This is a genomic window from Planomonospora alba, from assembly GCF_039534085.1.
Taxonomy (GTDB): Bacteria; Actinomycetota; Actinomycetes; order Streptosporangiales; family Streptosporangiaceae; genus Planomonospora_B; species Planomonospora_B alba.
Genome location: NZ_BAAAUT010000004.1, coordinates 115,358 through 142,316 on the forward strand (window position 1 = coordinate 115,358; position 26,959 = coordinate 142,316).

Consider the following 26,959-nt stretch of genomic DNA (forward strand, 5'->3'; position numbering starts at 1 on the left):
GAGGGCCGCGGAACGGACTCGAACAGGCGCTGCGGTCGGGGTGGGGCATCACCCAGAGCGGTCGGAGGCGAGTGGGGGTCCAGGCCTCGTGGTGGTGCCGGAGCGGTCCCCCTCGGAACCGCAGGAGATGGATTTCCCGGGGATGCGGCACCAGGCTTCTTGGCGTCCCGTTCTCTATCGATCTCCGTTCGGGGCGTATCCGGAGACCCGGCTTCGCCTACGGGCAGCCACTCTCCGGTCGGTTTCCTTCCCCTCCTGTCCCGCGTCGTCTCCGTCCCTGGGCCCGCGATGCTCACAGCTCTCCGAGGACGCTGGTCTCCGGAATCTCCGACGCCGGCCGCCGATGGCCTCACCTGAGCCACCGGCGCGCTCCTCGGCCTGGTCGAAGTCCCTGCAACTGGGCGGCGCCGGAACTCCTCAAGCCGCCCCATGTAGTCGGATACCTGGCCGTTCTCGAGGTCTCTCCTGACCGCGGCGCACCACGCTTCGACGTCGTAGGTCTCGCGTGCCTGCTGGGAAAGCTGCGGACAGTACGGCTCCCTGACCTCCGCCACGGCCTCCCCGCCCAGGGGAGGAATCCCGACGCCAGCCGCCACGAACGAGAGCAAGAAAAGCTTAAATCCTTTTTCCGACGGAAGAACCCGTCCTACACCCACTCGCCACCTCCGGAAACGCCGATACCGACGCGCACGGCGCGCCTCATCGGTCTACCCGGACGCGATTATCTTCACGGACTCCAAGCAACCAAGGTTTTACAATGGATCACGATTACAGGGCGGGACCATACGGAGATGCATCATCAAAGCAGGGTCTTGGAATAATTCACACATCCCAGCTACGAATGCTCACCAGAGCGCGCCGATCGGCTATATACGCCCCAGATTTTCCCTGCAGCCCATGGCGACATTTCCCGTGAAACGGGATCAGACAGTATTGTCAACTCTTCCCGCAGCAAAAGCGGCGATGTCGCCGAGAGCCGGGTCATAGCCCTGCGCCGTCCCGGTGTCCACCGTCAGTGCCGGCACCGGCAGGGAGATCCCGACGAAGGAGTCCGCCGAGTACGCGCCCGCAGCGATCGCCGCCAGCAGGTCGTGGTCGGCGTGCGCGGCCCGGTGGGCGTCGGTCTCGGCGCGCCGGGCGATCCGCTCATGAGCGACGGCGGCATCGACCGTGCAGCGGATCACCCGGATCTCCGCCAGCCCGGCCAGCGGTTCCAGCCCTGGACGCCACAGCCGGTCCTGGAAGGCGGCCTCGGCGATCACGCTCACCCCGGCCCTCAGCAGGGTCTCCAGGACGGCGAAGAACGCCGCCAGCGTCCGCCGGTTGAGCAGATCCTCACCGCCCGGCTCGTCCGCCGGGGTGCGGTGCACCATCCCCTGCTTCATCTCGTCACGGCAGACCAACGGGAACCCGAGCGTGCGCGCCAGCTCACGGGCCAGGGTGGTCTTCCCCGATCCCGGAGGGCCGCTGACCACGGTCAGCACCGGAATCCCCGGACTATCGCCAGTAGCCATGGACGTCCTCAATGCTCAAGCCGTACGACGGCGATGCGGTGTCATCGGCGCCGAGGAGCCGCTTCCGTCTCGCGCCATTCCGGCACCAGGATCGAGTGCACGATCGAGTCCCGCCACCGGCCCCGGACCAGGAGGTGCCCGCGGATGCGCCCCTCCTCGACCATTCCTGCCCGGCTCATCACCCGAGCCGACGCCTCGTTGAGCGGGCTGCGCGCACCCCAGACCCGATACAGGTCGAGCTCGTCGAACGCCAAACGCAGCAGCAGCCGGACGACCTCCGTACCGAGGCCCTGTCCCCACTGATCCGCGCGGAGCGCGAATCCGATCTGCCCGCTGCTCTGGCCCGGGTGCTGGGTGTCGACGGCCAGGCGGGCGAACGCGATCAGGCCTCCGCCGGGCCGTACCGCGGCGAGGGAGTACTCGGTCCGCGGTACGGCCTGGGCGGCTTCCGTCACGGCGGCGATGGTGGCCTGGACCTGCTCGCGGCTGCGCGGCTCGAAGCTCATGTGCTCGACGACCTTCGGGTCGCCGTAGACGGCGGTGAGCGCGTCCACGTTGTCCGGCGTGAACTCACGCAGGGCGAGGCGGGGGGAGGCGAGCGTGACGGGATACATGGATGGTGAGGCTAGCGACCGCGGGGAAGCGCGGCACCGGCCGGCATCTGCCCGTACGCCTCGATCTGCTGCAGGGTTCAGCTGCTCTGAGCTGCGATTCCGGGATGAAGGAGATGAAGATCAGAATCGTGTGCTCATCGCGTTTCAAGACCTCGGAGTCCGGGTCCCGCTGCTGATCTGCGCTCAAGCTTGCGGGTCGCCCCAGTAGTCCTTGAGCATCTCGCCCGGCCAGGCGGGCTCGCGCACGTCGCCGCGGGGTCCCATCTCCCTGAAGTACGGCGCCAGGTCGTAGATCGGGGTGCCGTCGATCGCGTCCAGGTCGGTCACGTGCAGGTCCAGGCCGTCGACCTTCAGCAGCCGGGGGAAGGACTGCGCGAGCTGGTTCGGCCGGCGGTGGTTGCGGTGCACGAACGTGCCGGTGGCCGGCCACCGGGGGTCGTTCCGCGGACTCCGGGCGTGCAGGGCGACGTCGTCGGGTGAGGCCTTGTGGAAGTGCCAGACCACCACCAGGTGGGAGAACTCCTCCAGGCCCTGGACGACCTCGGCGGGGAAGTCCGGGTTCAGCCGGATGACCGCTGTCCCGCTCCAGTGGTCGTCGGTGGGCTCGGTGCGCCCGCCGACGACGACGCCGATGGGCTTGATCTCCAGCGACTCTGCCATGGGCTTCCCTCATCCCTCCGTCGTGTCGAGATCAATCTACGTGGGCCAGGTAGGCGGCGGCTCGCGCGTCCAACTCGGCGACGGCCGGTATCTTCCGGCGCCGGTAGGGGGAGAGCAGGTTGCGCATGTCGACGACCGTCTGCCGTGCCCGCCCCGAGTGGATGCCCTCCTGCATCGTGTCCAGGACACCGCTCCAGGTGGCGCAGGCCTCCTCCACGCCGCCGTCGGCGATCTGCGTGGCTCCCATATATCCGAGCGTCACGACGTGCGTGCGGCGGAAGGCGGCGCCCCGGGTCCGCACGCTGCGCCTGAACTGCTCGATGGCGCCCTGCCGGTCGCCGCAGTCCCTCAGGGTGCAGGCGGTCTCGTGAGCCAACGAGGCCTCCGAGAAGAAGAACGTGCGGTGGGGTTCCTCGATCCCGTCGCTCGCCGATGCGAGATCGTCCTCGGCCTTCAGCAGGGCCTTGGCCGCCTCCTGCTTCCTGCCGTTCGCGGCCAGCGCCCGGGCGTGGACGACGCCGAGCAGAGCCCGCTCCCGGGGCGTGGCCGACGCGTAGCGCCGTCCCTCCATCGAGGCCGTCGACAGGTCGAGACCCTGTCCGGCGAACCCGAGGTCGATGGCCTGGTGCGCCATGGCCCGCAGGATGTGACCGGCCAGCGGCGGGTTCCCGGCGCGGGCGGCCAACTTCACGGCCAGGACGAAGTACCGCTGGGCGAGGGCGTGCTCGCTGTTGTCGAACGCCATCCAGCCCGCCAGGTAAGCCAGCTCCCCGGCCGCGGAGAACATGTCGCGCCGTACCTGCTCGTCGGGGAACGTGCCCTGGAGGAAACCCGCGACGTCGGACTGGAGGTACTGCACCAGTGCCTTCCGGCCGTGGCCGCCGCCGCGCCGCTGGTCGACCCGGGAGAAGGCGGCGGTGAGCTCCTGAACGGTGGTCACGTCACCGCGCCCCACGCGCTGGTGCTTCACCGGCGCCGGTGCGGGAGACCCGCCGGCCATCGTCTCCCACCACTCCCTGCCGGGCAGCGCGAGAGCGGCCACCGAGTACACCGCACCCGACAGAAGATTTCTCCGGTCTGCGTCCAAGTCCGTTCTCCCCAGGTCGGTCAACGCGATCAGAGGGTCGACGCGCCATTCCAGCGCCTCCTGCGCCGGTGCGGTGGGAACTGCGAATCCGAGCTCGTCCGGTGTGACGACACGTTTCAAGCGACGGGACAGTGCCTGGCACAAGATTACGGGCGCCGCGCCGGACGGTTTCGTCCCCGCCACCCACATGCTGATGTGAGAACGGCCGATGCACACGTAATCGAGCAGGCCGCTCTCCTGGGCGACGCGGGTGAACGCGCTCGCCGCCTGTGCCCGTGACCAGCCCGCTTCTTCCAGAAGTGCGGCGAGTCGCTCATTCCGTTCGCGCGCCATGACGGTCCCTCCGCATGCCAGGCGAATCTTTGACCACTTCGGCCGAACCGTGTCCGCGGTATGGCCGCCTCAGATCACCGTAGTCGCCGGCATCGGCATTTCCACTGCGAATGGTCGGAGCCGTTCCTGACAGGCGCTCGAACCGAAACGATCTTTGATCACTTTGACCACCGCGGGAGCGGGAATCCCATGTTCGGCGCGCCCCGGCTGCGGTTCGCTTCAAGCACCTGCCGAACGAACCGGAAGGAGCGTGCGATGAACGCCGGTACGGCGACGCCGCAACCGCGGCCCGGGAGGACGGTCGAGCAGGACCCGATCCCTGACAGACCCCTGCGGCCCGTCTCTCCCACCTTCATGACGGGCCGCAGGTCCACCGGCCGCGATGATCGCCGCAGGCGCGGCGGCCCCCGCTCGGAGTCACCGGCCGGCCGGAGGGCGGCCGGATGAGCGCCCTCCGGAAGTCGTGGATGGAGTCCGACGTCGATCTGCTCCTGGGCGGGTTCCGGCTGCGGCTGGTGGCCGAGAGCCGGAAGCTGCTGGAGCACGTGACCTCCGTGATGGTGCCGCCCTGCGAGACGACGGCGCACCTGCCGGGAGCGGACTGGACGGTGATGGCGGAGGAGGCCGACCCGCCCACCCCGGACGATGCCGATGCCGTGTTCTCGGACCGGCCCGTCCTCGCCTTCCCGTACGGCGGACCCCGGATCGCCGTGGTGACCGCCGGAGACGGCTGTCTGCGGGTGATGGGGGCCTACCGACCGGATGCGGCCACCGCCGTCATCGAGGCCGACACTGCAGGCCGCACGACCCGCGTCGTCCTGCCCGCCGGTGACGAGGCGAGCGTCCGTTGGGCGGACTGGCTGGTCCGGGTGTTCTTCGCCTCACGGATGCTGGCTTCGGGCTGGCGCATGCTGCACGCGTCGGCGGTCGCCGTGAACGGCTCGGCGGTGCTGTTCCTGGCCGGGCAGGGCGGCGGGAAGTCGACGCTCGCCCATCGGGCCTGCACCGAGCTCGGTGCGGCCTTCCTCGCCGACGACCTCGTACTGCTCGGTCCCGACCGGACGGTGGTGGGCTGGCCGACGCGGGTCTCGCTCCCGGAGGAACTCGTCACCGGTCCGGCGGGGACAGCGCCCGGGAGACGCAGGATCGTGTTCAGCCCGGCCGACCACCGCGCTCTGCTGAACGGCGAGCGCTCGTCACCGGTCCCGCTCGGTGCCGTCGTCACCGTCGTTCCGACCGCGGATGGCAAGGCTCCCACGGTCGAGCGCGTGGACTCACTGCGGGCGGAGGAGTCGGCCGCCCTGGACATCCCCGCCCAGCGGCTGCACACCGGTGACCTGCTGGGCCTGACCGGCGGTCCCCGCCCAGCGGGACGTGGCGTCTCCGTCACGCGGGAACTGCTCGGCGGGGTGCCCGCCGCCCGCCTGCGGATCGGTGATCTGCGGACCCTGCCTCACGCCCCGGTCTGGGAGGCGCTGTCCGACCTGCTGTCCCCGCTGGGGGCTCCATGAACGCCCCGCCGTACCGGAGGGTGTTCGCCGTGGCCAGTGCGGGTCGGCTCCTGCGGGTGGCCGCCGATGACGGGCTCGCCGCTTCCTGGCCGCGCATCGCCCCGCACCTTCCCGGGGTCCGCCCGGACCTTCCGCTCGAACCGGTCGACGCGCAGGCCGATCTCTCCCTGCCGCACGGCCTCGGGCCGGGCGACGGCCGGCGACTGATCAACGCGCACCTGCACGTGCTGCATCTGGGCCACGGGACGCTCTGCCTGCACGCGGTGGCGCTCCACAAGGGCGGCCACGGCGCGGTGCTCCTGCTCGGCGGGCACGGCGCGGGCAAGACCCTGACCGCCGTCGCGATGGTCGCGCGCGGCTGGCGGGTGCTGGCCGGGGACGTCGCGCTGCTGGACGCCGAAGAGATAACCGTGCTCGGAGGCACCGCCGCCTTCCTCGTACGGCGGAGGCCGGCCCACCGCTGGTTCCCCGAACTCGGCCTCGTCCCGTCGGGCACCGAGAAGGTCGACCTGGGGCCCCGGTGGGTTTCCCGGCCGGAAGAGCCGGTGCCGGTGCTGGCGGCGGTGTCCGTCCAGGTCGGCGAGGCCGTGGAGGCATCGGAGGAGATGGACGAGCACACCGCGCGGACCCTGTGGCTGCGGGCCAGCGGACACCTGCTCGACCGGGTCCTCGACGGCGCCGACACCGTCCTGCGGCTGCTGGAGGACGGCCCCGCCGCACGGCGGCGCACGGAGCTGGTCCGCACGCTGGCGGCACGGATGCCGATCCACACGGCGCTGGGCCCACCTGTGGGGATCGCGGAGCGGATCGAGCAGCTCGCGATGAGGAGAGGAGTGACGGCATGACGGACGTGCACGCGCTGGCCCTCGACTTCGGGGGCACTCTGGCCCGCCCCGGTCCCGACCCGGACGGTCACACGGTCGCCGCCGCGCTCCGGAAGCTCGCGGGCACCGTCGTCCCGGAGGGGTTCGCCGAGACCTTCGACGCCGTCACCCGGCGGGTGCGCCGGACCGATCAGGAGAGCGGCGGGCAGACCCCGTTCACCGAGCAGCTGCACCGGGCCGCCGAGGGATGCGGTGCCACCCTGCCCGACCTCGACGCCGCCGAGGAAGCCGTCTTCACCGCGGTGCCGGACGCGGAGATCGACCCGAGCGCGGCCCGGACGCTCCGGGAGCTGCACGCTTCCGGCCTGGTGTGCGTGCTGGCCTGCGACAGCCGACGCCCGGAGAGCGTGCGCCGCCGCACCCTCGACGCGGCCGGGATCCTGGACTGCTTCGACGCTCTGGTCCTGTCGAGCACGCTCGGCGTCCGCAAGCCCCATCCGGCGTTCTACGCGGCGGTGGTGGAGGCGGTCGGTCGCCCGGCCGGAGAGATCCTGTTCGTCGGGGACACCCCGGCCAAGGACGCCGTCGCGCCGGCGGCGTACGGCATGCGGTCGGTCCTGATCGCCGACGAGCGCCCCGCCGACCTGGACCCGTCGATCGGTGTGATCCGGCGCTTCTCCGAGCTCCCCTCCTATCTGGAGGGTCTCCATGCTCGGTGACGGAGCACGGATCCGGCTGGTCGCGGGGCGGGCCCGGCTGCTGCCCGCCGTACCGGTCCCGGACAGCCTGACGCCCGCGAGGTTCAGCGTGCTCAGCCCCGGCACGGAACGACGCCACCTCGCCGCCACGGTGAGGGGTCCCGCCAGGGACAGCGGATACATGACGGTCGGCGGCGAGCAGGGACGCGGATGGCTCCTGGCGCCGGTGCCGCACGGCGCGCCGTTCGATCCGCGGCTTGAGGGAACGGTCACCGCCCCACCCGGCACACCGCTGCACGTCGCGGCGGTGGCCCGGTTCCAGCTCATGGCGGCGCTGGGGCTGGCCCGGCTGCCCGATGACGTCGACCTGGAGGACGCGGTGGTGGCCGGGTCCGGGCCGGTCGCGCTGGGCTGCGTGCTGGAGCTCCGGCGGCGGGGCGTCCGCCGGGTACGGGTGCTGACATCCCGGCGGAACGCCCCCATCGGTCGGGCGCCGGGAACGGAGTGCGTCGATGAGGTGAGGGCCGCCGGTGCGGGCCTGGTCGTCGATGCCGCAGGTCGGCCTGAGCGGGCCGCCGGGCTGGTCCGGCGGGGCGGGGTGCTGGGGCTGCTCGGCACCCCGGAGGAGTGCGGCACATTGCCGGCGCTGGAGCTCCACCGCGGCGGATGCACGGTGGTCGGGATGCACGAGCTGGCCGCGTTCGACCCCGGTCGCTACCGGGCCGCGTACGCCGAGACGGCGGCCTGGCTGAACGCGTGGCTCGACGCGGAGCTGACCGCCTCCTGGTGCCGGACGGTGCCCGGTGATCTCGCACCCCGCGTCTTCGAGTCGCTGGGACGGCCCGGACGCCCGGACGAACCGATCGTCGTCTTCTCCTGGGAGGTCTGACATGGCGGAAGTCGGTCTCTACAGCATCTCCGTACGCGGGTTCGACGTCCCCGCCCTGCTCGACTGGGCCGCCGCCGAAGGCATCCCCTTCGTGCATCTGCGCGGAGGACTCCGCGGACACCAGTTGGTCACCTATCCGCTCTCCACTCTGCGGGAGTGGCGGCGGATCGCCGACGACACCGTGCCGATCACCGGCGTCACCGCGGACACCGATCTCGCGGATCTGCTCGCCGACGACCCGGAGACCCGGCTGCGGGCGGGGAGAGAGGTGGTGCGGCTCGCCGGAGCCGCCGCCGAGCTGGGCGCCGGATGGCTGCGCCTGCTCTCCCGTACCCCGCCCCAGGCGGGATGGGCCCGGCGCGAGCCGCCCGCCACGGCGGTTCCGCTGCTCGTCGAGCCGCACCACCCCGGCTGGCTCGTCCCGGGGGCGTTCGTGTCCCCTCCCGGGATGAGGCTGCTGGCGGACACCCGGCAGCTCGCGGGTGTCTCCTCCGCCCTGGCCGAGGTGGTCGAGCGGGCCGACGTCCTGCACCTGTCCGACGACGGCCGGGGGTTCGGCGGCTCCGAACCCGTCGCCGATCTCGTCGCGTGCCGCATCGCGGCCGGTCGGCGGGTCGAGGTGGCGGTGGAGTGGACCGGGGCGGACCGCAGCCCGCAGGCGTGCCTGGCCCGCTATCGGGCCGCCGTCGCGTGGTGGGCCGCCAGGGAGGGATCGTGACGGGGACCGGGCCGTGGGTGGTGGTCAGCGACTACCCGGCCTGGCCCAGCCCGTACTTCGCCGAGTTGGAACGGCATGCGCCCGCCCGGCTCCGTCTGGAGTTCGCCTCCCGCCTGGAGGACCTCGACGGCCGGCCCGCGGGTGTCGTCAACCTGCACCGTCTCAAGCGCCTGTACCGCGGAGCGGACGGCGCCCGCACCCTCGTCGCGGCCGAGGCGGTGCTCGCGCGGCTCGCCGCTCTCCGCCGGGCCGGATGGCGGGTGGTCTGGACGGTGCACAACCTGTTCCCCATCGACGGCGGCCCGCCGGGCGAGGCGGACCGCCGCGCGGCGTACGGCGTGCTCGACCTGGCCGACGCCGTCATCACCCACACCCGCGCCGACGCCCGCCACCTCGCCACGCTGACCCGCGCGCCGGTCACCGTCGCCGGGTGGGCAGGACTGACGGCGGGAACGTCCACCGTCCCGCCGCGGGTCCGTGAGCTGGCCGCGCGGATCACGGCGGCTCCGGTCTCCGTGCTGATGCTGGGCAACCTCACCGCCTACAAGGACGTGGCCGCCGCCGTGCGCGCCTTCGCCTCCCGCACCCGGACCGCGCACCTGTTCGTCGTCGGCCCCTCCCGCGAGGAGGACATGGCAGGGCTCACCGGCGTCGACCATGTCCATCTCCACCTCGAACGCGTCCCTCCGGAGCACGTCCACGCGCTGTACCGGGCCGCGGACGCCGCGCTCTGCCCCTACCGGACGGACGGGCCGTGGGAGTTCTTCACGCGGGTACTGCACCCCAGCTCGGTCGGTACGGCGGTCGCCTTCGGCACACCCGTGATCGCCCCAGACCTGCCCGCCGTGGCCGAGATGACCGCGGGCCGTCCCCGGTGGCTCTACCCGCCGGGCACCGGCCCGGGAGCCGCACTGGCACTGGCCGAGGCGGAGGCCGCTCGCCTGCCGCGCCGTACGGCGGACGGCACGCACCGCTGGCAGGCCGTCCTCGCAGCGTACGAACGGCTGTCGCAGGAGCTGCTCGCTAGTGTGGCGAGCCGATCACCGGGAGTGGCCGCAGCAGCCGGCGGACGCCGTCGGCGGCCACGATCCCCATCCAGCGAGGAGACCCGTCAGGTGTCCGGAAACCCCACCGAACGCATCGCCGCCGTCCTGGCCGACCGGTACGGCCTGGCCGCGGCGGATCTGGTCCAGCTGCCCATCGGACAGGGCACCGTCAACTACCGCGCCGCCTGCGCCGACCGGGAGGTGTTCGTCAAGAACTACCCGTCCGGCACCGACCTCCGCGCGGAGGCGGAGGCCGTGGAGCTGTCCGAGTTGGCCCGCCGGCACGGCATCCCCGCGGCGACGGTGCTGCGCAACCGTGACGGGCAGGTCATCGACGCCACCACCTCCACCGCCGTCTCGGTATGGGAGTGGATGCCCGGCCGGGTCGTCACCGACCTGAACACCGCCCAGTACGAGCAGGCCGGGCACACGCTGGGCCGCATCCACGCGCTCTTCGCCGACCTGCCCGCCGGCGCCGGGCCTTCACCGGAGGCGGAGAAGTGGCGCGCGATCGACCCGGGAGAGCTGACCGCGACCGTCGACGAGCTCCTGGGGATCATCGCGAAGCGGGCCGCCGACGGCCTCACCGACACGTTCGACGTCGAGGCCGAACGCACCCTCACCGAACGCCGCGCTGTGCTCCCCCGGATCCCGGAACTCCTCGCCGGCCTGCCCCGGCAACTCACCACGCAGGTCCTGCACGGCGACTACAGCCCGGTGAACCTGCTGTTCACCGGGGACGCGCTCTCGGCCGTCCTGGACTTCCGCCCGCCGGAGCCGTTCCTGCTCTCCTACGACCTGGGCCGGATGGCCTTCTACCCGAACACCGTCACCGGTGACCCGCACTGGCAGGACGCCGCCCGGGCCTTCGTCGCCGCCTACCGCGCCGCCAACCCGGCCGTGCCCGCCGCCGACGTCCGCGCCTGCGGCCGGGTCGCCCTGCTGCAACTGCTCGGCAGCCTCTACGGCGTCAAACAGCACTACCTCAAGCCCGGGCTCTTCCAGGAGGACCTCGACGAGTTCTGGCTGATGCGGCACCGCACCGCCGACATCATGCTCCGCCACCTGCCGGAGACGGACGCGCTCCTCGACGACCTGACCACCCGCCCGCCGTACGGGCTCGACCACCGAGGGGAACCATGACCACGGACATCGCCCCGCACCCGCGATCCGCTCCGGCGTGGCAGGTGCTGCGCGGCCCGATCCACCCCGCCGACCTGAGGGCCGAGGTCACCCGCCTCGCCGCCTCCCAAGGGCTGGAGGTCACCGTCTCCGACTCGCACGGCTTGATCATCACCGCACAGGAAGACGGCCGTGCCCGCATCGTCCTGCGCTGGCGCCGCTCGGCATCCGAACGACCGGACACGCTGAGCCACGTCCTGCCGGCCGAGCCGTACCTGGAGATCCTCCTCGATCCCCAGCCGGACGGAGCCGAGACCACCCGACGGCTCGCGGACCGGCTGACCGTCAGGCTCCGCCGGTTCAGCCAGGCCGAACTGGACCAGATCGTCGCCTCCATGCCCCTGCTCGCCCGTTACGCCGTGCCTTCCCCGACGCTGGCGGGTTGGGCGGTGATCTTCCGCGACCACTACGTCGAGAACACCCTCGGCTTCCTCCTGGCGCTGGAACGGGCCGGGGTGCCCGCCGGGTGGATCCACGCGCTGGCCAAGGGCGACCGCACCCGTAACCGCGACCGTGTCCACGCCACCCTGCTCGACCGCGGGTGCGCCAGCGGGGTGCTCGACAACACCGCCGTCAACGCGCCCGACATCCACGCCGACGAGCTGGCCCGCGCTCTGACCGAGGTGGACGCCTTCATCGACGCCGCCCACGCCGCGGGCCGCCGTGTGCTGGTCATCGACGACGGCGGTCTCCTCGCCCAGGGGTACGGCCGCGCCGACGCGCCCCGGCGGATCGACGCCGCGCTGGAGCTGACCGTCTCCGGTCTCAAGAGGATCGCGTCGGCCGAGGTGGACGTCCCGGTGTTCAACCTGGCCCGGTCCGAGCTGAAGACCGGCCTCGGCTACCCGGAGATCGCCGACTCCTGTCTGCGCCGGCTGCGGGAGCTCCTGCCCGCCGTCAAGGTGACGGGACGGCCGGTGCTCGTGATCGGCTACGGCACGCTCGGCTCCCGCCTGGCCCGGGCGCTGCTGGCGCAGGGCTGCCAGGTCCACGTCGTCGACTCCGACCCGCTCGCGCTCATCGCCGCCGCCGAGACCGGCCACCGTACCCACCGGACCGTCGCCGAGGCCCTGCGCGCGGCCCGGCCGTTCCTCGTCGTCGGCACCACGGGCGAGGACGCCCTCGGCGCGGACGACCTGAGACTGCTGCCCGACGGCGCCTTCCTCGCGCCGTTCGCCACCCGGGACTTCAGTCTCCTCGCCGACCCGCGGCACCGGACCGAGGAGATCCCCGGCGTCGGACGCCGTTACCGGCTGGACTCCGGGAACCGGGTGACCCTCCTGGGAGACGGCCGCTCCCTCAACCTCTTCGAGGCCGACGCCATCCCCAACCAGGGGTACGACGCCTACCGGGCCGGAACGCTGATCGCCGCCGTCGCGCTGTGCGAGCAGGCCGACCGGCTGCCGCCCGGCGTCCACACCGGCCTCGTCGACCGGATCATCCGCGAAGCCGGGCTGTACGACGCCTACTACGACACCTACCTCGCCACCACCCAGGCTCCGCGACCGGCCGCGGCCCGGCCGCTCGCCGGAGTCTCGGCCTGCGTGGTCGGCTACGGCGCCGCCGGGCGGCTGCACGCCGAGATCCTCACCGCGGAAGGCGCCGCGCTGACCGTCCTCGACCCCAAGCACCAGGACCTGCCGAGGGCCTACCGGAGCTTCCCCCACGGCGTGGCCGAACTGCCCGCCGCGGTCGCCTCCGGCATCGGCCTGTGGTCGGTCTGCTGCCCCACCGCCGACCACCTCCCGGTCCTGCGCTCCGTCCTCAGCCAGGCTCCCGACGCCCGCGTCCTGCTGGAGAAGCCCGCCTGCCAGGGCCACGAGATCGACGCTTTCGCGGCTCTGCTCTCCAGCCACCGCAACGCCAGGGTCGTGGTCACCGACCAGTACCGGCACGCCCGCGTCCTGGACGTCCTGACCGGTCTCATCGCCGGCTTCGAGCCCGACGCCCCGATCGACCACATCGGCATCGTCTTCAGCAAGGACCGCACCGCCGACATCGCCGAAGGGCGGTTCGTGGACCGCTTCTACGGCGTCCTCGGCTACGAGTGGCTGCACATGCTCGCGGTCCTGCGCCGCCTTCTGCCGGACGACGCCCTGGCCTCCTATCTCGCCACGCCCCCGCAGCAGATGGAGCTGTGGGCCACCTACGACGACCGTCTGTTCCTGTCCGCGCTCACCGAGCGCGCCGGCGTCGCCGCCGGAGGCGCACACCTGCGGATCGAGCTGACGTCGAGCATCACCAGCCCCACCGTCGTGCTCGGCAGTACCCCGCGCACCGGGCTGGACCGGCCCGGCCTCTGGCAGCGCGGCCTGCGCTCCGCCGACAACCGCCACCGGCACGTCACCGTGCACGCCGGACGGACCCGGTTCACCGCCCATCTGGACCCGGTGACCGCCACCGGCGGCTGGCAGCTGGAGCGCAACCACCACCGGGTGACGGTCGAACGGGCCGGGGAGATCCTCCACGACGAGGTGATCCAGGACTCACCCCTGCACACTTCCATCCGGCACGCCGTCACCGTCCTGACCGGCCCCGACCCCGTCCCGCCCCCGGATCTGGCCCCGCTCCGACGCATCGCGACACTCGCCGAGTTCCTCCGGGCCCAGCAGCCGTCATCGGAGGGGTCGATGCAGGTCCGACCGGCATGACCGCGAGGGCAGAGGCACGAGAAGGTGGAGACGGCAGCCTGAAGCGATCCGGATCGCTGCTTGACCCTGATCATTCGGGTCAAGCAGCGCCGGACTTTTCACCTCGGATTCACCGACCCACCGCCTCACGACAGTGCTCCACCAGCACATCAGAAGGTATGCACCAGATGGAGGCGGTGCCGCCGGCTGACGATGATCGGTCCTGTGAAGTCATACGGAGTCGTCGGGACCCCGTTCGCAGAACCTGCAGGATCACTTTTGAAGCAGATCGATGATCACTGCATCGCCCTTGCTGCTGTCCTTGGTCGTGAACGTCAGGAGTCGACGGTTGGTCCCTTGAGAGCCCTTGGGAGCGACCAGGTGGAACGCCATGACTACGTTGCCGGGTTCGATCTCTTCGACTGACTCGGGGTTCTTCAGGTCCTCCTCGATCAGTGGGTAAAGGAGGATCGCACCCCGTCTATCGCGAGCCAGCGCATCCGCGGCAGGGTCACCGATCGATCCTTCGACCCCTGCGATTCGCTTTGCCGGCGTTCGGTGACGTGGCGTGCTGATGGCTCCGAAGTAAGGCCCACGACGCCGTTTACGCATGTGCAGACTGAACGGCCCGTTGCCGACGAGGCGCCCGTGTGCCTCCTTGGCACGGATGTGCTGAGGCAGGATGACCATCCAGTCTTCGATCTGGTCGGGGCGGAGCTTCCGCAGCCACGCGAGATCCGGTTCGAAGTGCTCGGGGTTCACCCACTTAAGTGATTCCAGGACATCGAGCAACGCGGGGTGATCCACCGTACCCACGAAGGCGGGGAACTTCGTACCTGTGGTCGTCCGGAATTCAACCTTCTCCTGCGCGGCCTGGAGGATCGGCAAGAAGGACATCGTGTTGGCATGGATGAGTTCAGGCTTGTCAGGGTGACCCGTCGGCTCGATGCCGACTCCAGGCGAGCAACGTTCCGTCAAGACGGCGTTGTACATCTTGTTGGCCGTGGTGGGCTTGAGCCAGGGAAGGTGCTGGGCCACCAGAGGGGGTATCTGCTTGGGAGTCACCTGGGGACGGCCTTCTACCAGCTCCGCATAACGTCGGAGTTCCGACCGGAAGTGCTCCTCATCGAGGACGATCGCCTCGAACGCCTCATAGAGTTCACGTGTTATGTAGAGACGGACGAGGTCCTTGAAGCCCTTACGGTAGCCGAACCACCGGCCCATCTGCATGAGGGTGTCCGCCTGCTTGGTCAGCCTACGGTAGTAGGAGACCGTGAGCCCTTCGACGGTGAATCCCCGCGCGAGCTTGTTCCCACCGATCAGGATCCTCCAGACCTTGTTCCGATCGAAGTCGAGCTCCTCCTGCTCGATGTCCTTGTCGCTGTTGACCACGATGACGGGGTTGCCCATGCGACCGATCCGGGAGACGGCCTCACCGAGGTGAGGGACCAGATCATCGAAGGTCGCCGGAATCGGCAGATCCGATCCGATGGCTTGAGAAACCGGAAGGACATCCTTTTCATAAAGGGCACGGAGACGCTCGTGCGAGGCTGTCGAGAAATAACCTTGCGTTTTCCACAGGTCCTGGACCTTCTCCGCCTGATCGCGATGTACGTTCTTCTTCATCGCTTCGTGGATCAGCATCGTGTGATGCATGTACGGAGGAAGCCCTTGACGCTCGCGATACACCTTGACCGCGCCGGCGAGGACGTAGGCGTCCATCGCTTCGATGAGTTCACCGTCGCCCTCGTCGCCACCCTCATCGAGGATACGGACATGGGCCTTCTCTTTCGAGTTTGCGACCGTGCGCTGCGACGGCTCTAAATCGGAGTCGAGGTCATGGAAGTCCGAAGCCCCCATGTACCCGGGCGTTCGACTTAGGGAGATCAGGAAGTCCTTGGGGAAGATGTCCTCGGCATCACTCGGGTCGATGAAGACGTTCGCGAACGGAGTCGCCGTGTATCCGACGTACTGCGCACGCGGCAGCATCACGAGAAGCTGTGAGATCAATCGATTGATGGCGGTCCGCTCGACCTGATCTTCCTTCCATTTCTTCGGATTGCTGGTGTTGATCGAAGCCTGATCCGACTCATCGTCCACGATCAACGTGGGGATCTCACCCAGGCGTGCAGTGATCTTGTTGAGGTCCTTCGCCAACTTGCCGAGAACTGTGGCGTTCTTCTTCACCACGAGAAGACGGGCGTCACTGAAGAAAAGATTCTCAGGATGGAAGAACGACCTGTTACGCTCTCGCTTTTCGAAGTCGAGTGCAGCGATTCCCTGCCGGAGACTCTTGTAGTCGAAGCGGTGAGTGGTGAGCCGGTGGATGTCGGGGAAGCCCGCATCAGAGGGACGCGCACCGTGCTGCACGAACCTCTCTTCGATCCAGTCCGGACTGTCCAGATAGTCCACCGATTCGGCGGCTTCACTATCAGTGAGGTCGATGCCGCGGAGGAGATTCTCCCGGCCCACGAGCTCCATGTCGAGACGACGCTGTGTTTGAGCGCGCAAAAGGTCCGTCGTGCCGGTCAGGACGATGACCAGACGGTAGCCGGCATCGATGGCCTTGGCGAGGACACCGGTGAAGTTGGCGGTCTTCCCGCTCTGAACGTACCCGACGACGAGACCCTTGGCCTGGTAGGCGTCTTCCCGCGTCGGATCCGACAGCCGTTCGACCACCCGATCCGTCGCGACGTCGAGAGCCGCGACCGCTTCGGGCGCCCAGCCACGCTTCTCGTTCAGGAAACGACTGTAGTGATCCCAGTAGAAATTGCGTTCTTGACGGACGGTGTCGGTGTACCACGGCTCCCACTGATCGGCGATCGTGATGGGCTCTTCGACGCCGGCGATGGGGAATCGCTCACGGAACAGAGCAGCGGTCTGATCGTCGACCTTCAGCCGCCGCATGACTTCCGCGCGGCGCTCCTCGCTGTTGGCCTTCGTACCCATCGTCCACGGCTCTGTTTCCGCCGCGTTGTCCCATGTGGCCAGTCGGAGATGAAGTTCCTTGCTCAGAACGTCGTCTGGATGGGCATCCGACAGATAAGTCCGAAGCGCGGCGTCGTCACAAGTGACGGAGGGGTCGTTGCAGATGAAGGCCGCTGCATCGTGCAAGCCTCGCTCGAGTCCGGCGGTCTTCAACATATCGAGTGCACCCCGATACGCCTTGCGGAAGGTTTCAGTCATTCGGTCACTCCGTGCTTCAGGGCTTCGACCAGGAAATCGGGTACGACCTCACCGACGGGTTGATCGGTCAAGTCGATTCGGTAGCGGACGTCCGGAATGCGGGTGAGAGAAACACCTTGCAGTTTCGGAGGGGTCAGGCAGGGGAAGTCATCGACGACGGCGAACGCCATGGAACGCGTGCGACGCCGCCACCGCGTACGACACGTATCCGCGTAGTGATCGTGCCAGCCCGCGGCGTGGAGCTTCCGGTTCAAGACGGGCCGCAGATCTCCGACACGATGCCGTGCGATCTCCACGAGTGCGGGCAAGGTGCTCCCGTCAGAGGCTTCTGCCCTGGTCAACTGATGAGAGACGAGCCAGAGCGTTCGATCCCGGTTGGGGAGGAGCTGGGTCAGGGAGCCGATCCAGTGGGAACGGCGCTCTGCAGCCGTGGTTTTGACCTCGATGTCGTATCCCTCGACGCCGAAATCGTGTTCCTCCCGTCCGGGACCTCGCCATGCTTCCAGAGCCTCTGCCGGGCCCAGCTGACGGCTCAGCCCGAGGAACAGCAGGATCTCCCCGAAGAGACCCAGTTCTTTCTCAACCGAGAGCGTCTCCACCCGCTCGAGCAGCCGTCCGAGGATACGGAGCGTGTCGTCGAGCGCGATGCCGAGGGTGAGGCCCTGCAGCTGCACCCGATCGGCTACCGCGCACAACACGGGGTACGCCTCGGCGAACAACCGAGGGTCGGTGACCACGACCTCCAGGCTCCGTCCCGCCTTCCGCTGGACGGAGCGGAGCCGTACATGCTCCAGCCGGGTCTCCGACGCGGTCGTGTCGGGCGCGGCCTGCATGCGGAGGCCGATCTCCTGCCGTTTCGGGTCGATGAACAAGGTCAGGCGAGGATCGCCTGGAATGGGGTGCTCGATCGGGACGGCTTGCCGTACGAACTCCTCGAAACTGTCTGCGCTGAGATGACGGTCGGGATTCGTCATGCCTGCTCACTTCTCGCTGCGGCCGTCAGGATCTCCTGGTAGAGCTCGATGTTGTCCTTGTCCCGGACGCCGTGGTACTCGCCTCGGAACAAGTCTTCGACCACGAGGTACAGCAGCGCTTTGAGCAACGGCGCGTCGTTCACGCTGCGCCGCTCCCCCTTCGTGTCGGGACGGTATCTCTCGTTCAGCCACAGGGTGCGCCGCTCCCGGTCCACCTCGAAGAAGCTGGCGTCGGGGAAACGCTTCCACCGGATGTCGATGGGGTCCTCGTCCTCAGCGAACGGGATCTCACGCTCGATGGCCTTGCGCAGCTCCGGAGCGATGCCCTTGCCGAGCGGAGCCATCTTCCGACGCTCGTTGCTGCGCTTGCGTGACTCCCTGAAGACCTGTTCGGCGGCCTTGAGGTAGTCGGCGAAGGTCGTGCCGTCTTCCGCTATGGCTTGCTCGGCCAACCGGGTGAACTGAGGACCGACGTTGACCCGTGACTTCTCCGGGTTCATGGTGAAGAGGCCGACGATGTCGTCATCGATCTCGACTGCCACACGGGCGAGCTGCAGCCGTCGGTCGGTCTGGTGTACACCGTGCCAACCTCCGCCGGCCTGAAGCAGGCGGTCACGGCGGTAGAAGTAGATGCCCTGCCGCTTCTCCGGACCTTCCGGCAGTTTGAACTGCGGCAGATTGGAACGGGGAGTCCAGATGTAGCACTTGAAAGCGAGCTCGACGTCGCCCGACCGAGCCCGGAGCTCCTTCGGGTAGCCCGTGCGTCCCGATCGGGTGTATCCGAAGGGATTGAGGGCTTCCACGGGGATCCGAGGCCCGGGTCCATCGGCCTCTACGTCCTCCACATCGATCGAGATCTCCGCTTTTCCTGCTTCGAGGATGCGGTGGAAGACCAGACCGAGGTGGCTGCGCAGCAAACCGATCGTGTGGGAGATGAAACGCTCCACCCGGCTCTGGTCGTCCGTGGCGGGAAACCCTGTGACACCGTCCCAGCGGATCACCGTCCCGGTGGAGGTCTCTTCGACTCCCCAATCCCGCGAGAACTCGTCCTCTGCGAAGTCCGTGGGCACGGTGTCGCAGTGGAAACCCTTGCGGTTCTCATCGAGGAGCCAGCGTCGGCCGACGGCGGAGGATCCCAAAGCCTTCGAGATGACGGTCAGGCTGCGTGCCTGGCTGAACGAGGCCGCCTTCAGACCGAGACCGAACTTGCCGAGGTCTCCGGTGCCGTATTCACGACGGCCGCCGACCGTCATCGCAGAGTCGATCTTCGACGCCGGTATGCCGTGGCCGTTGTCCACCACATACAGTGCACGGAGACGACCTTCCACCCGCACGAAGCGGATCAGCACCTGGCTCGCACCGGCGTCGATGGAGTTGTCCACGAGGTCTGCGACAGCGGTCTCCAACGAGTGGTTGCGGCCGAGCCCTTCGAGAGCGCGGGGGTCTGGTGGGAGCTCGACGGAGCCGCTCGTCGGGACCTGTTCACGCCAAGTGGACATAGTTGATTCTCCAATACTTACGCTCTGCAACGTAATGGAACTTAAAGTAAAAGATGGGCAGAGCGAGTTCGGATCCACTCCCTCCGAGAAGGATCCGGCCCTAAGCGGGATATCGGACGGGACGGCCGGCACCTTAACCTCTACTCCCGGCCCTCTCGCCGTGACAGCCGTCTCCTCCATCTCAGCGGTCGCCGTGACGGCGACCGGGGACGACACCGGCACGGTCGACACCGTCTCGGTCCAGAACTCCCAGTCCGGAGGCGGGGGTGGCCACGCCGGATCGGGTTCCCATCCCGGCGGAGGGGTCCAATCAGCCGGAACCGGAGGCCACCCGGGTGGAGAGTTGAACCTCCGTGTCCGTGTCGGCGCCGCCCGAGCGGAGACATCACGGATCATCCGGCGGAGCACCGCGTTGTCACCGGGCGGGATGTCACCCAAGTCGACCGTGGAGCCGTCACGCAGTCGTACGGACAGGACGTTGGGACGGCCGAAACCGCCCTTCCGCACGTCGCAGGCCGCGATGTCGGACGCCGTGAGAGCCATCGTGGGACCGCCGGAGCCCATCGATGATCTGTCCACTCCGAAGACTCGACGGTCGCTGACGGCGATGTGACTCAGCGCGGGCTTCAGTAAGCGGGTACTGAAGAGCCCGAGCAACTGCTCGTCCCCATCCAGGTGACGGGCGAGTGACGCCGGGAGGGAGGCGGCCTCCTCCGGCGTCACTCGTGTACCGATCCGCACGCTTTCCGTCATTCGTCAGTCAGGACGATCCGCCCTGGATCGGTGGAGATCCGTCCCCGCTTACCCAATCGGCGGATGTCCCGCGTGAGGGTAGAGGTGATCTCCGCACCGCTGCGCCTCCAACCGAAGAACCGGGAGACTTCAGTGATCAGGTCACTCTCGCAGATTCCAGGGGACTCCCGGATGATCGAGAGGAGAGCCGCCTCACGTTCCGAAGGGGCGATGTGTGCGATCTTCCGTTCGATCCCGTCGCCCGGAGAGCGGGCGATGACCTCGGCACCGGCCAGAGATACGAACAGGCCGTCCACCTCGACCTCTCGGCGGCTCTTCATCTTGCGCAGCACCTCATCCAGATTGTTCTGGATGCGTTCCCCCAACCGCCTGACACCCCATGCGTCACGCGCTCGTTGGAACAACTGATCACGGTGGATCGGCGATTCCACCTCCAGGATCTGGGAGAACAGGCTCCGGATCTGCGATTGCGCCTCCGGAAGGTGCATGTCGGGGAGAAGGCCGGTGATCAGTCGCACACGCGCGGTGCGGTACGGGGCCGACCAACTGCGGTCGACTTCGTCGTCCACGGTCTCCATCCGGACCCGGGGTGATCCGGATTCCGCGGCGACCGGAACGGTTTCCTCTTCCGGGACTCCGGCTTCAGGCTGTGGCGCAGGTTCCGCCACTGCGGTACGGCGCTTCTCCACGGCGGTCTCGATCGCCGCACGGAGACGCTGCTCGGCCTCGGTTCGGTTCCGATACCAGTCGGCGCCCCAGACACGATGCAGTTCCCAGCCCAGACCACGGAGGACTTGGTCGCGCAGGCGATCACGATCACGGGTCACCGGAGACGAGTGATACATCGGACCGTCGCACTCGATGCCGACGGCGTAACGGCCAGGCTGTTCGGGGTGGCGCACGCCCAGATCGATCCGGTAGCCGGCGACCCCCACCTGAGGAACGACCTCGTACCCCCACCCCTGGATGACGGCGGCGACCGATTCCTCGAAAGCGCTCTCTGGGCGCCCTTCCCTCGCAACCAGGTGCTGAGCGAGGATTGCAGGCCCCTGTTCCGCGTATTCCAGGTAACGCTTCAAATGCTGACGGCTGACGTTGTCGCTGTCCGAGATGTCTCCGCCGATGATGGAAGAGATCACCTCGACCTTGTACCTGGCACGGGTGACGGCGACGTTGAGACGTCGCCAGCCGTCCTTCTTGTTGAGCGGACCGAAGTTCATGCTGAGCTTGCCGTGTTCGTCCCGCCCGTATCCGATCGAGATGATGATCACGTCTCGCTCGTCGCCCTGGACGGTCTCCAGATTCTTCACGAAGAAGCCGTCGAGTCGGTCTTCTCCGAAGAAGCGGTCCAGATCCGGCCGCGTACGGCGGGCTTCCTCGATCGCCTCGTCGATGCAGCGGGCCTGGGCCTCCGAGAGCGCGACCACTCCCAGGCTCCTGTCGGGCCGGTGCGTGAAGTGCTCCATGACCCTCTCGGCGACCCGTCGCGCCTCGATCGGGTTGTTCCGGCTCCTTCCCCGGCCGTAGACACCCGGCACCTTCTCGAAGGCGACACCGATGTCGGGTCCCCGTTCGAAGACGCCTGGGAAGGTGACCAACTCGCTCTCGTAGAACTCGCGGTTGCTGAAGGCGATCAGGTCTTCGTGCCGGCTCCGGTAGTGCCAACGCAGCGGCAGACTCCGGATCACACCGCTGGCTTTGCACAGGTCCAGCAGCGACTCGAAGGAGTCCGGGGTCTCCTCGTCGTACTCACCGTTCTCCGATTCCGAGCTGCCGAAGAAGTTGGTGGGCGGCATCTGCTTCTGATCACCTGCGACGATGAGCGATCGACCTCGATAGATGCAGTTGATCGCATCATGAGGGAGGACCTGGGACGCCTCATCGGAGATGACCACGTCGAACCGGAAGTCGGGCGGTAGGAACTGACTCACCGTGAGAGGGCTCATCATGAAGCACGGCTTGATCCGGTGAACCGTCTCCGCCGCCTGGGAGAGGAGCGTCCGCACCGGCATGTGCCGGGTCTTCTTCTCCGCCTCGCGGCGGATGACGGCCGCCGGGCCGATCGTGCTGTTCGGGCGCCGGGCGTTGCACGCGTCGATCACCTGTGCGTATGCGCTGTCGATGAGCTCCTTGTCCAGCCTGCGGAACTCTTCCACGAGCGCATCCCGTTGGACGGCCCTGACGGTGGCCAGACGGGAGTCATCGGCGAGGTGATGCTCGACCCACGCCTGCAGGACGGACCTCTCGACGACCCGACCGAATCGCTCGGCGGGGACGCCCCGGGAAACCGCACGATCGATCAGATCGCTCAGGCTGTGCTCCTGCAGGGCTTCGTGCGCGTGCTTGAACGCACGCCATTCTTCGGGCCCGCCGTTGTCCGCCCTCATCCGAGCGATCAGCTCTTCGGCCTCGGCGAACGACCCGGTCAGCGTGGCGCGCAGTTCATGCCGATCAGCCTCTCCCCAGAGCCGGACCAGGCCTTCCGTCGCCTCTCGCCACAGCTTGTGCCGGACGGCGAGGTCGGGATCCGGCTCCGCTTCGAGAAGCAACTCGGCGGCATGAGGCGGCACGCGGACGCCGAGGACCTCATGCACCCCTCTGACCCATCCGACGGCGGCGTCGATCTCCTGCCGATCCGTGTGCTCCTCCCGGTAGAGGCCTCCCAGCAACGCTTCGTCGGACACCCGGTGCACGTCGAACGCCGCCCGCTCCCTCCGAGCCTCACCGACCGCAGTGATGACACCGCGTGCCGTTGCGACCGTCAACGGAGCGTTCCGCGACACCGCGTCCACGGTCTGGACGAGCTCGGCCGCGGCTCGCAGCACGGGCAGGTGGGCCTCGTACCACTCGGCTGCTTCGGTGAACGTGGTCCGTGCCAGTGCGGGGCGGCCCCCCGACCGAGGTGCGGGAACGAGGCCGTTACGCCAGGCGGCCAGGTCCTCTCGAACGGATACGACGGCCTCGTACGCAGTGGCATTGGGCGTGCCGCCCACTGCGACCTGGTCGGCCAGAAGCTTACGACTCCGTGCGGCTCCGGCCAGCTTACTGATCCGTTCGGCGGACTGGAGAGCGCGGCGGACGGCTTCGAAATCGGTTTTCTCGCCTGCCCAGTAGCCACCGAGCTTCTCCGCGTGCTCCCGTTCGACGGCCTGGAAACGCTCATCGGCCTCACGCCACGCGACCGCCTCGGGGAGACGCGCAGCGGCGGCCTTGCGCCATCTGCCGTCCACCGTGAGTTCTGCCAGAGCTTTCTTGTCCCGCCGGTAAGCACCGGAGAGCTTCGCCATGCCGTGATGCTCCTCGGCGAAGCGCCGAGCGAGATCCCGTAGATCAGCGAAGGTCCTGACCTTCTCGCTGAACAAGTCGGACGCCTTCGTACGCGCCTGGTCGAGTCGGGTGAGCGCCGTCTCCAGTTCCCCGGCCGCGAAGCGCGCGGCCTGGAGGGACTGCGACTCCAGCCAGTCGGCTTCAGGCTTCGGGTCCTTGGTCGAGAACTCGACGATCTCGCACAGGTCGGCGGCCGCATCGAAGTCGTTCGGCTCGGCTACGCCATACAGGCCGGCGACGTCGGCGAGGGAGGCGTGATGGCTACGCAGCATCGCGGCGGTCCCCGTGAAGCTCTCCGCGATGGTGCGGGCCTGTCCGGCGGTGAGGGAGGCCACATCGATGCCTGGAACCGACAGTGCCGCCAACGTCGCATCAGCATCAGGCGTGATCGTGCTCAGGCTGTGAGGGAGTTCTCTCCATGCCGGCCCGACTTCCTCTTCGACGGATTCCTCCACCGCGATGAGGCGACTCCTCCTGGTCTCGAAATCGGAGAGCGCGCCGAGGAGGGGGGTGAGGTCGTCGACGCTCACCCAGTCGGAGGGGACGGCAGGACGGGTGGCCGTCAGATCCAACAGCTTGATCAGTGTCTCGACACTGGGGAGATCACCCAGCCCCAGGGCCGCGGTCAGTTCCTCGTGGCGCTGAAGAGCCCGGTGGAGCAGTTCCAGCTCTTCCGTCACCCGCTCCAGGTATGGACGCGGAGACTCGTTCTTCTCCAGCCCCGCCCAGAGGAACGAATCACCTTCGAGGGCAGGCCTCCAGGCGCGGGAAACGGCATCGGCCGCCGCGAGGATGTCATGGAGCCGCTGGGCAGAGAGGTCCCCAGCCCGGTATCGGGCATCGGGTGCCAAAGACGCCTCGTCTTCGAGCTCGGCGAGTCGACCGACGACGTCGAACAACGAACGATCCAGCGGTATCCGGATCTCGTTCATGGCTTCCGCGTATCCGGACAGTTCCCCCCTCAGCCGGCGCACGCGTTCGCGCGCCGGCGTCACCGTACGTGCCCGAGGCCTCTCCGTGAGGGCACGGCCGAGTTCCTGAGCCACGTGCTTGCGACTCGTGTTGTGCGAGTGAAGCGGCATCAGGAACGATCCAAGCCCGATGTGCTCCAAACGGTTGCGGACCACATCGAGGGCAGCGGCCTTCTCACTGACGAACAACACCGTACGACCGGCGTGCAGGAGACCTGCGATCATGTTCGCGATGGTCTGACTCTTCCCCGTACCGGGAGGCCCGTCCATCACGAAGGTGCGTCCCTGGAGGGCAGCGGCCAAGCACTGGCGCTGCGAGGAGTCAGCGTCGAGCACCAGCGGCGTGTCCTCCGGCGCTTGGACGTCGTCCAGCTCTTCGAGACGCACCGGATCGAAGTCGAGCTCGGTGAGGCCGATACTCGCTTGAGGGCCGAGGCCGATGGCGTGGACGAGGGGGTTTTCCAGAAGCCGCGCCTCGTTGTCCAGGAGATCGCGGTACATGGCCTCCTTGTGCGACTGGAACGTCGCCAGCACGGCCCGATCGCTGACCTTCCACGAGTTCTGTCCCGAGACGGCCCGTCGCACGGACGCCAGAGCGGAGGAGAGGTCCTCCATCTGCTCCGGCGTGGGCCACTCGATCCCGAGTTGCTCCATCTTGACGGCGAGCGCGGGGTTCGGTGTCGCGTCCTCTTCCTCTGCGGCCAGCAGACGGAATCCGTCGATCCTGCGCTCCAGAACGACCGGAACGAGAAGAAGCGGCGCAGAGAAGGTCGTCGAACCACGCTCCTCGCTCCAGTCGAGGAAGCCGACACCCAACTGAAGCACCCACAGACCGGTGTCCGCGAAGATCTGGTTCGAGTCGCGGAACAGTTTGCGAAGGGCGCTCTCGAGCGTCTTCTGAGTGGCCTTCTGAGTGACGATCTCACCTTCACGCGCTGCAACGGAAGGTGTCGCCTCGGCGGCTCCCTCGTCTTCGCCCTCGGCGACGTCATCGATCTCCGCGAAGCGGAGGCCCTTCGCGATCCCGGCCAGCAGACGCGTCGCGTCCGGCGAGACGATCTCCAACGTGGCCGACTGGGTGTGCCTGAAGTTGAGAAGACGGTTCTTACCGCTGAGGTCGATCAGCGACTCGCGCCAGCTTCGAAGAACCGTCTTCAGTCGGTCGTCAGAGATCTGCATCGTGGACCATTCACAGGTGGGGGCTCGCCCGAAGCCGGGGAGGCGAGTGCCTCCCGACTCAAGGGACGTGGGGGACGATCATTCGTGGGTTGCTTGCCGTGCTCAGCGGACTTGTCACCGCTATAAGTGATCAGCAATAACCCCATACGAGTCTAGACAGGACAACATGGTGAGTAATCAGACGCCATCCGACGGCACTGGAATTGGATCTTGAAAGTCCACCGATCCAACCTGTCTGCAAATAGAACAAGCGTTCTATTTGCAGACAGGAGACGACCCTCGACTCACACGATCACTACTCAAGCACATCTACACCTCTTCATGGATCAAGGGGGCGCTCGGGGCGACCTCGGACTTTCCTGTGCGCCGAATCATGCACCCTCCTACTGACACTTTGGAAGCGGATCACCCATTTGCAGCCGGCCGAAGGCCCGGAGAGCATTTCCGATCTTGCCCCCCCCTGCCCGCTTCCACGCGACTCAATGCAGTGGCATACGGCGGACCACACCACCCCACGCACGACCTAGCAGATCTCACACGTCCTCGATCGGCGGGGATCATCACCACGGCACCCGAGCCCTCAGGCGAGAGGACGGCCCCAACGGGAGACCAGTGCCGCGCGGGTTGAAGACATGTCATACCTATCGAGTACTTTGTCCCTCGATACCGTTTGATGTCTATACGAGGCGTTGATGTCCTTTCAAGATCATCATCCGCTTCGTCGATCCGAGAGGGGAACCCAGGTGGGATTCTTCGATGTCGGCCAGTCTCGGGCGCAGCAACAGGAGTTCGATCGCGCTGCATGGCGGGGCCCTTCGGACGACGTCCAGGGAGTCGTCATCCCGATCGGTAAGCTGATCGCAACAAGTCACCATGTGGCAGTCGTGCTCAAGGAGATCGTGGCTCACCCTGACGGATGTCTCTTCGAGGTGGAAGCCGTCGCCCGTCGCATGGGGATGAAGGAGCGCAAGTGGGACAAGCTCAGCGAAGCACTGAGTGACGGCCCTCAGTCCCGCGATTGGATAGATGAGCAAGACCTCGCACAAGCCATACGCTTCGGCGTCAGCCTCAGCAACGGACGTAAGGCCACCACTCTCGATGAGAGGCATTGGGACGACGACGAACCGCCCCAGAGTCCTTACCTGATGAAGTACGAGAACAGCTCGATCGCCACGACCGATGACGACGAGTTCGAGCGGGCCCGCTACGGACTCTGGTTGTGGCCTCTTCCTCCGGAGGAGGACTTCCACTTCGTAACTGAGTGGCCCTTGGCTGGTATCCCGCTCACCTTCAGCGACATCAACGGCTCCATGATCGGGGAGTGGGCTCGTCAAGCAAAGCCGTACTGGACGTGATCCCTCATC

At 68.0% G+C, this 26,959-nt stretch carries 16 protein-coding genes; 8 read left to right on the top strand and 8 right to left on the bottom strand.

What is annotated here, in order from left to right; genetic code table 11:
- Nucleotides 1-923 precede the first annotated feature (923 nt).
- The 4 genes from ABD823_RS03530 to ABD823_RS03545 all read right to left on the bottom strand — a co-directional run bounded on the left by ABD823_RS03530 (nt 924) and on the right by ABD823_RS03545 (nt 4,208).
- Nucleotides 924-1,514: a P-loop nucleotide/nucleoside kinase family protein gene (locus ABD823_RS03530; RefSeq protein WP_344855814.1), complete on the bottom strand. Its 591-nt coding sequence runs from the start codon at nt 1,512-1,514 to the stop codon at nt 924-926.
- Between the two features lie 41 nt (nt 1,515-1,555).
- Entirely contained in the window at nt 1,556-2,128 is a 573-nt protein-coding gene (locus ABD823_RS03535) for a GNAT family N-acetyltransferase (RefSeq protein ID WP_344855815.1), read from the bottom strand.
- A gap of 183 nt (nt 2,129-2,311) precedes the next feature.
- On the bottom strand, nt 2,312-2,788 hold the full coding sequence (locus ABD823_RS03540) for an SAM-dependent methyltransferase (RefSeq protein ID WP_344855816.1): 477 nt from the start codon (nt 2,786-2,788) through the stop codon (nt 2,312-2,314).
- Nucleotides 2,789-2,819: 31 nt separating this feature from the next.
- Nucleotides 2,820-4,208: an NsdA family TPR-like regulatory protein gene (locus ABD823_RS03545; protein WP_486352079.1), complete on the bottom strand. Its 1,389-nt coding sequence runs from the start codon at nt 4,206-4,208 to the stop codon at nt 2,820-2,822.
- 443 nt (nt 4,209-4,651) lie between these two features.
- On the opposite strand from ABD823_RS03545, the gene ABD823_RS03550 reads away from it, so the two are divergent.
- Genes ABD823_RS03550 through ABD823_RS03580 form a run of 7 tightly spaced genes read left to right on the top strand, consistent with a single transcriptional unit; the run spans nt 4,652 to nt 13,727 of the window.
- Complete coding sequence (locus tag ABD823_RS03550) at nt 4,652-5,719, top strand: hypothetical protein (protein ID WP_344855820.1); 1,068 nt, start codon at nt 4,652-4,654, stop codon at nt 5,717-5,719.
- A gap of 29 nt (nt 5,720-5,748) precedes the next feature.
- Nucleotides 5,749-6,564 carry a hypothetical protein gene (locus ABD823_RS03555; RefSeq protein WP_344855822.1) on the top strand — a complete coding sequence of 272 codons (816 nt, stop codon included), beginning with the start codon at nt 5,749-5,751 and terminating at the stop codon, nt 6,562-6,564.
- Nucleotides 6,561-7,262, top strand: coding sequence for an HAD family hydrolase (locus tag ABD823_RS03560; RefSeq protein ID WP_344855824.1), 702 nt, complete (start codon nt 6,561-6,563; stop codon nt 7,260-7,262). The genes ABD823_RS03555 and ABD823_RS03560 overlap by 4 nt, the downstream gene beginning before the upstream one ends.
- Nucleotides 7,252-8,130, top strand: coding sequence for a hypothetical protein (locus tag ABD823_RS03565; RefSeq protein ID WP_344855829.1), 879 nt, complete (start codon nt 7,252-7,254; stop codon nt 8,128-8,130). The genes ABD823_RS03560 and ABD823_RS03565 overlap by 11 nt, the downstream gene beginning before the upstream one ends.
- A 1-nt stretch (nt 8,131) precedes the next feature.
- Nucleotides 8,132-8,848, top strand: a complete 717-nt coding sequence (locus ABD823_RS03570) for a hypothetical protein (RefSeq protein WP_344855831.1) — start codon at nt 8,132-8,134, stop codon at nt 8,846-8,848.
- Complete coding sequence (locus tag ABD823_RS03575; RefSeq protein WP_344855833.1) at nt 8,845-11,037, top strand: phosphotransferase; 2,193 nt, start codon at nt 8,845-8,847, stop codon at nt 11,035-11,037. Before ABD823_RS03570 ends, ABD823_RS03575 begins: the two co-directional genes overlap by 4 nt.
- Complete coding sequence (locus tag ABD823_RS03580; RefSeq protein ID WP_344855835.1) at nt 11,034-13,727, top strand: NAD(P)-dependent oxidoreductase; 2,694 nt, start codon at nt 11,034-11,036, stop codon at nt 13,725-13,727. The genes ABD823_RS03575 and ABD823_RS03580 overlap by 4 nt, the downstream gene beginning before the upstream one ends.
- A 252-nt stretch (nt 13,728-13,979) precedes the next feature.
- Here ABD823_RS03580 and ABD823_RS03585 read toward each other — a convergent pair whose 3' ends face one another.
- Genes ABD823_RS03585 through ABD823_RS03600 form a run of 4 tightly spaced genes read right to left on the bottom strand, consistent with a single transcriptional unit; the run spans nt 13,980 to nt 25,595 of the window.
- A complete protein-coding gene (locus ABD823_RS03585; protein WP_344855837.1) occupies nt 13,980-16,892 on the bottom strand; it encodes a Z1 domain-containing protein in 2,913 nt (970 codons plus the stop codon).
- Nucleotides 16,889-17,866: a PD-(D/E)XK motif protein gene (locus ABD823_RS03590; RefSeq protein ID WP_344855839.1), complete on the bottom strand. Its 978-nt coding sequence runs from the start codon at nt 17,864-17,866 to the stop codon at nt 16,889-16,891. The genes ABD823_RS03585 and ABD823_RS03590 overlap by 4 nt, the downstream gene beginning before the upstream one ends.
- On the bottom strand, nt 17,863-20,118 hold the full coding sequence (locus tag ABD823_RS03595; RefSeq protein WP_344855841.1) for an ATP-binding protein: 2,256 nt from the start codon (nt 20,116-20,118) through the stop codon (nt 17,863-17,865). The genes ABD823_RS03590 and ABD823_RS03595 overlap by 4 nt, the downstream gene beginning before the upstream one ends.
- Nucleotides 20,115-25,595 carry a DUF3320 domain-containing protein gene (locus tag ABD823_RS03600; protein WP_344855843.1) on the bottom strand — a complete coding sequence of 1,827 codons (5,481 nt, stop codon included), beginning with the start codon at nt 25,593-25,595 and terminating at the stop codon, nt 20,115-20,117. The genes ABD823_RS03595 and ABD823_RS03600 overlap by 4 nt, the downstream gene beginning before the upstream one ends.
- 743 nt (nt 25,596-26,338) lie before the next feature.
- On the opposite strand from ABD823_RS03600, the gene ABD823_RS03605 reads away from it, so the two are divergent.
- A complete protein-coding gene (locus ABD823_RS03605) occupies nt 26,339-26,950 on the top strand; it encodes a hypothetical protein (RefSeq protein WP_344855845.1) in 612 nt (203 codons plus the stop codon).
- Nucleotides 26,951-26,959: the final 9 nt, after the last annotated feature.